The following is a 12,249-nucleotide window of genomic DNA, read 5'->3' as shown; positions in this document are numbered from 1 at the left end:
CTATCCGAACTGAACCGCAAAACTGCGCTTCAGGGCCAGATCGAGATCCTCCATGGTGACCGGCAGGCCAAGATCGACAAGGCTGGTCACGCCATGCCCGCTGATTCCGCATGGCACGATGCCGTCGTAATGGGTCAGATCGGGTTCGACATTGATCGAAACCCCGTGAAAACTGATCCATCGGCGCAGCTTGACGCCGATTGCGGCGATCTTGTCTTCGCGAGGCGTGCCATCCGGCAGCGGCGGCCTTTCGGGGCGCGGCACCCAGACCCCGACCCGGCCTTGCCGGATTTCTCCGGTAACGCCGAATTCTGCCAGCGCCCCGATGATCCAGGCTTCAAGATTCGCGACAAAGCGCCTGATGTCACGACCCCGGCGATTGAGGTCAAGCATCACATAGGCGACGCGCTGCCCCGGGCCGTGATAGGTATATTGCCCGCCGCGCCCCGTCTGAAACACCGGAAAGCGCGCCTTCAGCAGATCCTCGGTCCGGGCACTGGTTCCGGCGGTATAAAGCGCAGGATGCTCGACCAGCCAGACGGCTTCATCCGCCGTGCCTGCGGCTATGGCGGCGACCCTGCTTTCCATGAAGCTTTCGGCTTCCGGGTAGCCGGTCAGGCCGCTGCTGTGTATCCATTCAACCATATCCGCGATCTGACCCGAAGCAGCTCCGCAGTCAAGCCATTGTGGCACCGGCGCACGCCGCGGCAGTTTCGCGGTCATAGCTGCAAAATTCCCCTTTTCATCCCGCAATGGCTCGGTTATGACCCTCGGCACTGCCCGGATGCGGTCGTGGCGGAATTGGTAGACGCGCAGCGTTGAGGTCGCTGTTCCTTAACCGGAGTGGAAGTTCGAGTCTTCTCGACCGCACCAAATACACCCCTAAGTAGCGGAAAAATAATCCTTTTCCTTTTCAGGGGGGTGCTAGCCCCACATGTGAATTCGTTTTTTAGTTGCGGTATTTCTGCCACTTTCCGCTGACTTGCTGATCCTTCCCGTCCGGGCGAGGCTGAAGCCATCTGGTCATCGGAGGAGAGGACCATGGCAAATACCGAAGGGGTGTTGATTCATCCCGCCGTCGACAACGGCATAAAACAAGGCAGCCCGGATTTTTCCGGAGGCGTCCTGAGTTGTCATTGCACTGATAATCCAGTGAAAATCCGCGTTGGGGCGCAAACCGCGCATAACCATGTATGCGGCTGCACCAAGTGCTGGAAACCTGAAGGCGCGATCTTCAGTCAGGTTGCGGTCGTGTCCCGGGATGCGGTCGAGGTGCTGGAGAACGGCGACAAACTGGAGATCGTGGATACCCAGGCGCCGATTCAGCGATACCGTTGCCGCGATTGCGGGGTGCATATGTATGGGCGGATCGAGAATCAGGGCCATCCGTTCTACGGTCTTGATTTCGTGCATACGGAATTGTCCAAGGAGCAGGGCTGGTCCGCGCCGGAATTCGCGGCTTTCGTCAGTTCGGTCATCGAATCGGGTGTCGATCCGTCGCGGATGGATGGCATCCGGGGGCGTCTGCGCGAATTGGGGCTTCATCCCTATGACACGCTGTCGCCGCCATTGATGGATGCGATTGCAACTCATGTCGCAAAGCAGTCGGCATCCGCGCCTGCCGCGGCAAGTCAGAATGCATCCTCTGCGCCTCAACAGGAGTCGGCGACCCCGCCGCCGCCGCCGCCCGCCGGGCAGGGCGAATCGCTGTTTGGCAGGCTGCTGAGCAGGCTTTTCGGCGGTGGTCAGAGATAGGGCGTAATGCCCTTCTGTCCTGATCTGCAACGCTCGGTTCCTGCGGTTGGCAAGAACCGGGCGATGCCTGTTTGTCGGGCAGGCGCTTCCGCGTGGAAATGACCTTGCCCGAATGGTTCCCGGTCAGTTCCGGCTTCGCAGCAGACCCATGATCTCTTTCGTGCGATCAAGGATAGGCGTCGCGACTGCTTCGGCCCGTTCGGCGCCCTGTCCCAGAATGCGGTCGATCTCGCCGGGATCGGCCATGAACTCGCCCATCCTGCGGGTGATCGGCGACAATGTCTCGACGGCAAGCTCGGCGAGGGCAGGCTTGAAGGCGCCGAATCCCTGCCCTTCGAACCGGGTAAGAACCTGATCTGGCGTCTGATCCGAAAGAGCGGCGAAGATATTGACCAGATTGCGCGCCTCGGGACGGTCCTTCAGGCCCTCGGCCGAGCCTGGCAGCGGATCGGCGTCGGTGCGGGCCTTGCGGATCTTTTGCGCAATGGCGTCGGCATCGTCGGTCAGATTGATCCGGCTGGCATCCGAAGGATCGGATTTCGACATCTTCTTGGCACCGTCCCGCAGCGACATCACGCGCGTGGCCGCCCCTTCGATCAGCGGTTCGGTCATCGGGAAATGCTGTACGCCGTAATCATGGTTGAACTTGGCGGCGATATCGCGGGTCAGTTCCAGATGCTGTTTCTGATCCTCGCCCACGGGAACGGCGGTGGCCTGATAGACCAGGATATCCGCCGCCATCAGGGCTGGATAGGCCAGCAGGCCAAGGCTGGCGTTTTCGCTGTTCTTGCCGGCTTTATCCTTGAACTGGGTCATCCGATACATCCAGCCGACCCGCGCCACGGTATTGAACAGCCAGGCCAGCTCGGCATGGGCCGGGACCTGCGACTGGTTGAACAGGATCGATTGCGCCGGATCGACGCCCGAGGCCATGAAGGCCGCGGCGCCTTCGCGGATGCGCTGGCGCAGGATTTCCGGTTCCTGCCAGACGGTGATCGCGTGCAGATCGACGATGCAATAGATCGTCTCGGCCTTCTCGCCCTGCAGTGCCGCAAAGCGCTTGAGTGCGCCAAGGTAATTGCCAAGCGTCAAACCGCCCGAGGGCTGGATTCCGGAAAAGATGCGCGGGGTGAACCCCTGATTTACTGTCTCGCTCATGCCAAGCCTGCTTGGAATTTGATCGGGGCTGGCTTAGCTGTTGCCCGCAGCAACCGCAACCGTGAAGGAACGACCATGCACCAAGGGATGAATGAATCTCCCGTCAATCCGCTGCCGGCCGTCGTCTGGATGCTCGCGATGCCGGTTATCGCCTCAGAGGCGGTATTCGCTTTGGGGCGGCTTGGGCTGATCGGCGGGGCCGAGGGGATCGGGCTGCGACTGGCCGGACTGCAAATGAGCGCCTATGCCCCAGAACTGGTGCAGCGGATGTGGAGCGTCGGGACGATCGACTGGAGGCAGATCCACCGGCTTGTGGCTTATCCGTTCGTGAATGCTTCATTCACGCAGGCCCTGCTCGTGCTGGCCTTCACGCTGGCGCTTGGAAATATGGTCGCGCGGGAGTTCCGGGCATGGGCCGTCATCGCCCTGTATCTGGGCTCGGCGCTGGGCGGGGCGTTGGTTTATACGGTTGTCATGTCGTATCTTCCCGCCCGGCCTGCGGTACTGGTCGGCGGATATCCGGCGGTATACGGGCTTGTGGGGGCCTTTACCTTTCTGCTGTGGACAAGGCTCGCGGCGGTGAACGCGAACCGTTTCCGTGCCTTTACGCTGATCGGGATGCTGCTGCTGTTTCAGCTTGTCTTCGGTATCGTTTTCGGTGGCGCAGGTTATGGCTGGATCGCCGAGATCGCCGGTTTCGCGGTCGGCTTCGGGTTAAGCTTCGTTCTGGTGGATGGCGGCATGACGCGGGCGCTGGGGCATTTGCGTCAGCGATAGGGTGTTCAACCCTGTCAGGTTTTGATGAAAATCGTTTTGCCGCAATCCGCAGAGCCACCCATTCACGGGTTTTCAGTCGTCTGGAATCGGTTCCGCAGCATCTCCGGAAGGGCCGGATGCTGCGGAGCCTCCATATGAGTCGTATCGGGCAGGATGGCAAGCCACGAATCCGCGATGAGGTCGCGCAGATGCAGCGCATGGGCGGGCAGGACGAAATCCCGGTCGCCGATGACGATCAACACCGGCGCGGGGATTGCCGCGATGTCCTTGTCGCTCTGGCCCCAGTCCGATGCAAGCAGGGCGCGCAGTTTCTTCATCAGCGGCACAATCGCGCCGGTTCCCTTCGGGTTCTGCGTCTGGAAGCTGCTGCGTATCCCCAGAATATCTTTGGGCGAGGGCAGGCGTTCGACCAGTTCAGGCGATGGAGTTTGCGTGGGATTGCGGTTCAACTCGACCAGTTCGGGCAGGAAGCCGTCATTGCCCTGCGGGGCCGATATCACCGTCAGCGAGGCGATCCTGCCCGGATTTTCGGCCGCCAGTTCGAAGCCCAGCATCCCGCCCAGCGAAAAGCCGACGACATGGACCTTGCTCAGCCCTAACGCATCAAGCACGCCCAGGGTATCGGCGCGCATGCTGTCCAGCGTGATCGGCCCGTTGCGGTCCGCGCTATGGCCATGGCCCTGCTGATCGATGCCGATGACCATGCGGTCCTGCGCCAGATCCGGGATCAGCCCGGACCATGTCAGTTCGGTATTCATCATTCCGCCATGAAGCAGCAGGATGGGCGATCTGTCCGCCGCCGGTTTGCCGTAAACGTGATACCAGATGTCATGCCCGTCGACCGAAACCGTTTCGGCGCCCGCGCAAAGCGGCATGGCCGCCAGAAAGACGGCGGCCAGGGCCAGTCTTCGTCTCATTCGGATGCGGCCAGCCTTTCATCGGCAGCGCGCCAATGGGCCATATGGTCCGCCATCGCGCGGCCGAAGGCGGGGCGCGAGGTCGAGCGCTCAAGGTAGGAGGCGAGTCCGGGCAGATCGTCCAGCAGGCCGTTATTGGCCGGGGCGCGCAGGACATCCGACATCATCAGATCGGCGACCGAGAAACTGTCGCCGGCAAGCCATTCGCGATCGCCCAGCCCGTTCTGAACCTGCTTCAGCCTTTCACGCAGAGGCTTCTCGCATCGCGCCGCCAGAGCCTCGTCCTTGGTGAAGAACTTGGCCTCGGCCCATTTCATCGCATAGGGCTCGACGCTGTTCAGCGAGGCGATCAGCCATTGGGTCGCAATGGCGCGATTATGGCCTTCCGGCAGCAGCGGCGATCCCTCGGCCAGATACAGAAGGATCGCGCCGCTTTCGAACAGCGACAATTCGCCATCCGTCAGGATCGGCACCTGACCGAAGGGCTGCCGTGAATAATGCTCGGGCGATTTCTCGCGTACGGGGACCGTTTCGATATCGTAATCCCGCCCGATCTCTTCGCATAGCCAGCGAACCCGGATGTCGCGCACATAGCCATGTGCGAATTCCGGCACCCAGTCATAGGTGGTGATGGTGATTTTCGTGCTCATTCGTTCATATCCTTTGGACCGACGACTGCGAAATGCGCGCCCTGCGGATCGCGGGCGATCGCGATGAATGCGCCGCCCGGCACTTCCTGCGGGCCGTGGATCACCTCTCCTCCGTGTTTGCGGATGCGTTCCATCGCGGTGACCACGCCTTTCGTGCCGAAATAGGGCAGCCAACAGGAAACCGGCGCGTTGCCCAGCCCCATCATACCGCCGATATCCGTGCCGTCATGCGAGAAAAGCTGATAGGTGCCCATCTCGCCCATATCCAAGGGCGTGGATTTCTGCCAGCCGAACAGACCGGAGTAGAAACCGAACCCGGCATCGGGATCGCTGCTCATCAATTCATGCCAGTTGCCATGCCCGGCTTTCGACTGATCGAAAGCATTGCCGCCCGTGTCCCCTTCCATCGGCAGGGGTTGCAGGATGCCGAAAGCCGCGCCCTGTGGATCGGCGGCAATGGCGAAGCGGCCGGTGCCGGGAATATCCTGCGGCTGGCGGTGTATCTCGCCGCCCGCCGCTTCGATATCCGCTGCCGTCTTATCCGCATCCCCGACCGAGAAATACAGCATCCAGAACGGAGGCACATGCGCCACGTCGTCAGGCATTTCCATCAATCCGGCAACCATGTCGCCATCTGATGCCGCGAGATGGTAAATAAACCCTTCCATCCCCGAATCCTGCACATCCCAGCCCAGGATCGCGGCGTAAAACGCCCCGGCGGAACCGAGATTGCCCTTGCTGGTGCCAAGCTCGTACCAGCAGGGCAGTCCATGAGAATCCGCCATCCGCCTAGCTTTCGTCAACGACCGGGGTGAAGCCACCCCAGAACATCCGCGCCCCGTCGAAAGGCATCTCGGGCATTTCATCCGGATCGAAATCTTCCGCCATGGCGGCGAATGCCTTGTCGGCGGTTTCACGATCCGGCCATTCGATCCACGAGAACAGGGGCGTTTCGTCATCCTTGCAGTTCGTCGCCCGGTAGAAATCGGTTTGCTTGCCGCGCGGAACATCCTCGCCCCAGTTCTCGATCATCCGGAGCGCGCCGCGCTTCTTGAAGACGGGCCATGATTCGCGGGCGTGATCGATGAATTTCTGCTTGTTGGCGGTGGGTACGGCAAGAACGAAGCCGGAATAATAGGTCATGTTATCCTCCTGTTATTTGTCTGCCGATAAAAGTACCGACCAGTCGGTATGCTTGTCAACCATCAATATCAAAAGACCGGTGAATTGGCGTCTTTCCGCTTTGTTCCCGCCTACAGGACAAAAATCACACTTGCCTGACAATCGCCAAAAAACCTATGGCTGGGTTCAGTCTTCCTGCAAGATCCGTTAACCTTCCAGACATGCGTGAAAGTATATCCATGGGACATAACAAGACCGTCTGGGACAACCCGGCCGATGTGATCCGTAACCTTCAGCCGGAAAATCCGGTTATGGTCTTTGCTCCTACCGTCCTTCAGGAACGTGCAAGGCGGTTCATGGACGGGTTTCCCGGGCTGGTGACCTATGCGGTCAAGTCGAATCCCGAAGAGGTCGTCGTCCAGAACCTGCTGAGCGCGGGGATCAGGGGATTCGACGTTGCCTCGCCGGCAGAGATCGACCTGATCGGGCGGCTGGCGCCAGGCGCCGCGCGTCATTACCACAACCCGGTGCGGGCAAGTTTCGAGATCACCCAGGCCGTGCGTGCCGGTGTCCGTGCCTGGTCGGTGGACAGCGACTCTGAACTTGCCAAGCTGTTCGCACAGGTTCCTGTCGAAATCGATGGCAAGGGGGTCGAGATTTCTCCGCGCTTCAAATTGCCGGTGCTTGGCGCGATCTATGATTTCGGTTCGAAATTCGGCGCCGCGCCAGAGGCGGCGGCCGAGATGCTGAAAGCCGTTGCCGCGCGCGGATATATTCCCTCGCTGACCTTTCACCCCGGCACGCAATGCGTGGATCCGGCGGCATGGGAAAGCTATATCTCGGTGGCCCGCGATATCTGCGATCAGGCCGGGGTGAAGATACGACGGCTGAATGTGGGTGGCGGATTCCCTTCTTACCGCGTTGTCGGGGTAGAGCCGGAACTGGAAGCGATCTTCGACCGGATCGGAGAAACCGCAAGAACCGTGTTTGGCGATGACAAGCCGGAACTGGTTTGTGAACCGGGACGCGGGCTTTGCGCGGATGCGTTTTCGTTGATTACCCGTGTGAAGGCGGTGCGCGACGGCAGTTCTGTCTTTCTGAATGACGGGGTTTATGGCGGGCTTGCCGAACTGCCCGTCGTCGGCAATATCGACCGGGTTCAGGTCCTGACCCCCGCCGGAGAACCGCGCGAGGATGAGCGCAGCGGACGGATCATTTTCGGTCCGACATGCGATTCGGTCGATCGGCTGCCCGGCGAACTGGGCCTGCCCGAGACGATTGCCGAAGGAGATTACGTGATCTTCCACGGGGCAGGTGCCTATTCCACGGTCACGAATACAAGATTCAACGGCTTCGGCGAGTTGCTGCACGCAACCGTGATGGCATTGGAGTAACGAATTCATCACGACTCGGTGCTAGCATCCGGCCATGACCTTGCAACGCGATAATCGGATATTGGTGGTATTGATCGACGGCACTTTCGCCTCGCTTGAGGATGAAAGGCGCAGTTCGGTTGGGAAAATCCATGGTTTGCTAAGGGGGGATCATGGTCCGCTGGACGGTGTGCAGCTGCGCCTTTACTACATGCGGGGCCAGCAATGGAACAGTTGGCGCACCATTCCCGACCTGATCATGGGGCAGGGGCTGACGATGCGGATCGTTCACGCCTATACATGGCTGGCCAGAAATTACCGGCCCGGCGACCGGATTTTCCTGTTCGGCTATTCCCGCGGCGCATTTGCCATCCGCAGCCTTGCCGGAATGATCAGCCGCGTCGGGCTTTTGCGGCAGGACAGGGTCACCGACCGAAATGTCCGGCTTGCATGGCGCTATTACAGCCAAGGGGGGGCGGACCCGATGGTGGGGCGGTTTCGCCGCCGCCGCGCCCATGACAACGTCCCGATCCGCATGGTCGGATGCTTTGACACGGTGATGGCGCTGGGCATCCGGCTGCCGCTGTTATGGATGCTGACCGAGCCGCGATTCCGCTTTCATGACACCCATCTGGGGCCCGATGTCCAATATGGGTTTCAGGCACTGGCCCTGAATGAAACCCGCGCCGCTTTCGCGCCGATCCTGTGGGACGATAGCAGCCAGTCTGAACTTATCGAACAGATGTGGTTCAAGGGCGCGCATGCCGATATCGGCGGTCAGTTGAACGGATTGGAATTCGCTCGTCCGCTGGCGAATATCCCGCTTGTCTGGATGCTGGAACGCGCGGAATTCGCGGGGCTTCCGCTGCCCAAGGGCTGGAAGCGGCATTTCCCCTGCGACGTGACCGCGCCCTCTGTCGGATCGTGGCGGAACTGGGGCAAGGCGTTTCTGGCGCGCGCCCGCCGGGTTGCCGGGCAGCAACAAACGGAAATGCTGCATTCCACGGTGCCGCGCCCCTATCCCGGCCCGGCGCGGCTGATCGGCCATCTCGCGGAAATCGCCGCGGTGCCGGGGGAAGGCGGCCTTCGCGGGCAGGAGGACGATTTGGACCCTGCATTCACGGCCAAACCGGGGAAGGTGTGAAGGCCCGCAATTCTCGGCTGTGCAGGATCAGCGGTCACATATCGGCGCGGGATTCCAGCATCGCGGGCAGGCTGGCGCGAAGAAGCCCGAAACCTCCGGGCTGCCAGCCCAGCCCTGCCAGCCGCGCGCAATGCAGGACCCGAAGGGCAGAGATATCTGCCACCGGGGGCAGGGGATGCGTACAGCCGGTCAGATGCCGGACTTCCGCCAGCAGGGCGCGCCGGTCAAGGATCAGGTCGCCGGCATTGACGACGGGCGGCGGATTGTTCTGCTCCAGCAGCAGCAGCATGGCCCGCGCCAGATCGTCGCCATGCAATTCGGTTCCGGCACGGGCGGCGATTTCCCGTCCCGCCAGATAATCCGCAAACAGGCCGCGCCATTTATGCGCCGGACCGGGACCGTAGATCCCGGTTGCGCGGATCGAGCTTCCGTAAAGACGCATGCCGCGCAGATGATCCTCGGCCCGCGCCTTGACCTCTCCGTAGAGATTGGCGGGGCAGGCGGGCAGGTCGTCGGTCAGGTTGATACCGGGCGCATGGCCGTCATGAACCGCGCGCGAGGACAGGAACAGGATACGCCCCACGCCGCTATCCGCTGCGGCCTCGAACAGACGGATCGTGCCGTCCAGATTGGCTCTGCGAAAGCCCTGCGCGTCGTCTCCCTCGCCGCCCCGATAGAGGCCGGGCGCGTGGGCGAAGGCGCAATGGATCAATGCGTCATGTCCTGACAGATCGGGCGCATCCCCCAGCGTGTAGCCGCTGCGACGGTCCAGCGCCGTGACCTGATGGCCGGCAGCGGTCGCCACGCGCAGGGCGAAGCCTCCGACGATCCCGCTTGTTCCGGTGATGGCGATCTTCATCATTTGCCTTATCAGGCGGCGGGGCGCGCCTGCGCGGCAAGGTCCGGCACAGGCTGGCCGGCGGCGATGGCGCGCCAAAGCTCGATCAGCGGGCGGAGGAGATGGGTCTTGTCGTGATCCTGCCACGGCTTTTCATATTGGAAATGCAGGATCCGGATGTCATCCCAGCTCCACAGTTCAGGCATCTTGAACCAGACATATTGCAGCATGTTGTGATGCACCGACAGCCCGTGCCAGTCGGGGAAATAATCCTGAAGAAAGGTCTGGTCGGTGCGGCGCCAGAACACGCCGGGGCGATCCAGTCGCGCCAGCATGTCGCGGAAGGTCCGGGGATCGGGACAGGCTGTGAAGACGCCCGAATTCATCCGGTGAAACCCGTCCAGCCCGTCATAGACATTCGGCGCGGCACAGAATTCCGGCAGTTCGAACAGCTTGTCCACCGGGCGCAGCACCACGGCATCCGCATCGATGAACACGCAACGCTCGTAATCAAGCTGCCACAGGCGCAGCTTGACGAAATTGTCCAGAGGCGTGTGGAAGTCGGGCTTGCCTCCGCGGGTGAAGGCCGCCCGTTTATGAAGGGCGTCGCGGGCATGCGTGGTGTCAAAACCGGCCGAGGTCGGCAACAGATCGGCTGCGATCAGCCGCGCGCCAAGCGCCCTGAGCCGGGCCAGATGCGCCGGCGTCAATCCGCGATGCATCACGACCAGATCGGCGCGCGTCCCGGTCAGCCGCAGGGATCGCAGCAGCGCCTCGGCGCCCGGCAGATAGTCGGGATTGCTGACCAGCGTGACATAGGCGTGATCCATGCGCGGCGGCGCTTCCGCCGCAAGCCCCCTGGGCAGGGGTCTGGCGGCTTCCCGCAGGAAGGACGGTTGGCGAGAAGTCATACGTGGCGAATCCATCTGGACGTTATCCTGCGGTTGCGTTTGCGGTCGCGGGCGCCAAGCTATGGCAATTCCGTGACTGATAGATGACAGAACGAATGGGGGTTTGCCAAGTTTCAATGCAAGGCTAGTCTGCTGCCAGCAAGCGGAGGATTGCCGATGACATTGCCGACGGAACTCTTGTCGAACCTTGAAACGCTGCTGGGTTCGCGCCTGTCGCGGGCTGCGGCCGATCGCGATCACCATGCCGCTTCCGAGAGTTTCCACCGTGCACCACCACCCGATGCGGTGGTCTGGCCCGAAACAGCCGAGGAGGTCGCGGCGATCGTCAGGGCCTGCGGGAATGCGGGTGTGCCGGTGATTCCATGGGGGACGGGCACGTCACTGGAAGGGCACGCCCTGGCCACCCAGGGCGGCGTGACGGTCGATCTGTCCCGGATGGACAAGCTGATCGAGGTCCGGGCCGAGGATATGCAGGCAAGTGTTCAGCCGGGCATGACCCGCGAGGCGTTGAATACCGAGTTGCGGGCAACCGGGCTGTTCTTTCCGGTCGATCCCGGCGCGAATGCCAGCCTTGGCGGCATGGCGGCGACGCGGTGCAGCGGGACGACGGCGGTGCGATACGGAACCATGCGCGATAATGTGCTGGCGCTTGAGGTCGTGCTGGCCGATGGGCGGATCATCCGCACCGGCACAAGGGCGGCGAAATCCAGTTCCGGTTATGACCTGACCGGCCTGTTCGTGGGATCCGAGGGCACTTTGGGGATCATCACCGAGCTGACCCTGCGCCTGCATGGTCAACCCGAAGAGGTCGCGGCGGCGATTTGCGCATTCGACACGCTTGAACAGGCCGTGGAATGCGTCACCGCGACGATTCAATCCGGTATTCCCATGGCCCGGATCGAATTCGTCGATGAGGTCGCGGCGCGTGCCTTCAGGCAGTATTCCGGCCTCGATCTGCCCGGCACACCGCATCTGATGGTAGAGTTTCACGGCTCTCCCGGCACGGTGCGCGAGGATACCGGGCGATTCGGCGATATTGCCCGCGACTGCGGTGCGAAGGGCTTCGACTGGGCCACCACGCCCGAAGATCGCAACCGGCTGTGGCGGATGCGGCACGGTGCCTATCACGCCTGCCTGACCTTGCGTCCCGGCTCGACCGGTGTCGTCACCGATGTCTGCGTGCCGATGTCGCATCTGCCCGCTGCCGTCGCCGCTGCCGCTGCGGATATCCGCGAGGCGGGGCTGATCGGCCCGATCGTCGGGCATGTCGGAGACGGAAATTTTCATTCGCAGATTCTGGTCGAGCCGGGAAATGAGGCCGAAATTGCTGCCGCCAAACACATCGCGACCCGCATGGCCGAGCGTGCGCTTGAGGTTGGCGGCACGATCACGGGCGAGCATGGGATCGGGATCGGGAAGCGCTCGCTGATGGCAGCCGAACATGGTGAGGGCTGGCAGGTCATGGGGGTTATCAAACAGGTGCTGGATCCCGGCAATATCCTTAATCCGGGCAAGCTGGTTCCTGATCGTGCCTGACGTGATCGTGACTGTCACGATACAGTGACTTTACTGCACGAGTTTGCGATAAGAAGGGAAAGCAGTCG

At 61.9% G+C, this 12,249-nt stretch carries 12 protein-coding genes, 1 tRNA gene and 1 pseudogene; 6 read left to right on the top strand and 8 right to left on the bottom strand.

The annotated features are described in order from the left end of the window. The gene (lipB, locus tag Q0601_RS14680; protein ID WP_305290649.1) at positions 1–645 is read right to left on the bottom strand and encodes a lipoyl(octanoyl) transferase LipB; all 645 of its coding nucleotides are present in this window, start codon (positions 643–645) and stop codon (positions 1–3) included. Between the two features lie 141 nt (positions 646–786). Here lipB and Q0601_RS14675 point away from each other — a divergent pair. Together Q0601_RS14675 and gfa are read left to right on the top strand one after the other, a co-directional pair. After that, a tRNA-Leu gene (locus tag Q0601_RS14675) sits at positions 787–873 on the top strand. Between the two features lie 168 nt (positions 874–1,041). Then, positions 1,042–1,623, top strand: a pseudogene (gene gfa, locus Q0601_RS14670) (S-(hydroxymethyl)glutathione synthase); the annotation flags it as partial. A gap of 255 nt (positions 1,624–1,878) precedes the next feature. Here the strand turns inward: gfa and trpS are convergent. Beyond that, complete coding sequence (trpS, locus tag Q0601_RS14665) at positions 1,879–2,913, bottom strand: tryptophan--tRNA ligase (RefSeq protein WP_305290601.1); 1,035 nt, start codon at positions 2,911–2,913, stop codon at positions 1,879–1,881. A 75-nt stretch (positions 2,914–2,988) separates the two neighbouring features. Here trpS and Q0601_RS14660 point away from each other — a divergent pair, with 75 nt between their 5' ends. Beyond that, positions 2,989–3,690, top strand: coding sequence for a rhomboid family intramembrane serine protease (locus Q0601_RS14660; RefSeq protein ID WP_305290600.1), 702 nt, complete (start codon positions 2,989–2,991; stop codon positions 3,688–3,690). A gap of 62 nt (positions 3,691–3,752) precedes the next feature. Here Q0601_RS14660 and Q0601_RS14655 read toward each other — a convergent pair whose 3' ends face one another. Genes Q0601_RS14655 through Q0601_RS14640 form a run of 4 tightly spaced genes read right to left on the bottom strand, consistent with a single transcriptional unit; the run spans position 3,753 to position 6,400 of the window. After that, a complete protein-coding gene (locus tag Q0601_RS14655) occupies positions 3,753–4,607 on the bottom strand; it encodes an alpha/beta fold hydrolase (protein WP_305290599.1) in 855 nt (284 codons plus the stop codon). Then, the gene (locus Q0601_RS14650; RefSeq protein ID WP_305290598.1) at positions 4,604–5,257 is read right to left on the bottom strand and encodes a glutathione S-transferase family protein; all 654 of its coding nucleotides are present in this window, start codon (positions 5,255–5,257) and stop codon (positions 4,604–4,606) included. The genes Q0601_RS14655 and Q0601_RS14650 overlap by 4 nt, the downstream gene beginning before the upstream one ends. Beyond that, positions 5,254–6,042, bottom strand: a complete 789-nt coding sequence (locus tag Q0601_RS14645) for a VOC family protein (protein WP_305290597.1) — start codon at positions 6,040–6,042, stop codon at positions 5,254–5,256. The genes Q0601_RS14650 and Q0601_RS14645 overlap by 4 nt, the downstream gene beginning before the upstream one ends. Positions 6,043–6,046: 4 nt before the next feature. Next, a complete protein-coding gene (locus tag Q0601_RS14640; RefSeq protein WP_305290596.1) occupies positions 6,047–6,400 on the bottom strand; it encodes a DUF1428 domain-containing protein in 354 nt (117 codons plus the stop codon). A gap of 218 nt (positions 6,401–6,618) precedes the next feature. On the opposite strand from Q0601_RS14640, the gene Q0601_RS14635 reads away from it, so the two are divergent. Together Q0601_RS14635 and Q0601_RS14630 are read left to right on the top strand one after the other, a co-directional pair. Beyond that, positions 6,619–7,773 carry a type III PLP-dependent enzyme gene (locus Q0601_RS14635; RefSeq protein ID WP_305290595.1) on the top strand — a complete coding sequence of 385 codons (1,155 nt, stop codon included), beginning with the start codon at positions 6,619–6,621 and terminating at the stop codon, positions 7,771–7,773. Positions 7,774–7,807: 34 nt separating this feature from the next. Further along, positions 7,808–8,896, top strand: a complete 1,089-nt coding sequence (locus Q0601_RS14630) for a DUF2235 domain-containing protein (protein WP_305290594.1) — start codon at positions 7,808–7,810, stop codon at positions 8,894–8,896. Between the two features lie 34 nt (positions 8,897–8,930). Here the strand turns inward: Q0601_RS14630 and Q0601_RS14625 are convergent, their stop codons facing one another. Continuing rightward, positions 8,931–9,755, bottom strand: a complete 825-nt coding sequence (locus tag Q0601_RS14625; RefSeq protein ID WP_305290648.1) for an NAD-dependent epimerase/dehydratase family protein — start codon at positions 9,753–9,755, stop codon at positions 8,931–8,933. A gap of 11 nt (positions 9,756–9,766) precedes the next feature. After that, positions 9,767–10,564 carry a glycosyltransferase gene (locus Q0601_RS14620; protein WP_305290647.1) on the bottom strand — a complete coding sequence of 266 codons (798 nt, stop codon included), beginning with the start codon at positions 10,562–10,564 and terminating at the stop codon, positions 9,767–9,769. A gap of 237 nt (positions 10,565–10,801) precedes the next feature. On the opposite strand from Q0601_RS14620, the gene Q0601_RS14615 reads away from it, so the two are divergent. Continuing rightward, positions 10,802–12,181 (top strand): FAD-binding oxidoreductase, encoded by a 1,380-nt coding sequence (locus tag Q0601_RS14615; RefSeq protein ID WP_305290593.1) that lies wholly within the window; start codon positions 10,802–10,804, stop codon positions 12,179–12,181. Positions 12,182–12,249 lie beyond the last annotated feature (68 nt).

Origin of the sequence: Paracoccus wurundjeri, from assembly GCF_030678915.1 — a bacterium.
GTDB lineage: Bacteria > Pseudomonadota > Alphaproteobacteria > Rhodobacterales > Rhodobacteraceae > Paracoccus > Paracoccus onubensis_A.
This window is presented reverse-complemented; position numbering and strand designations above follow the sequence as displayed.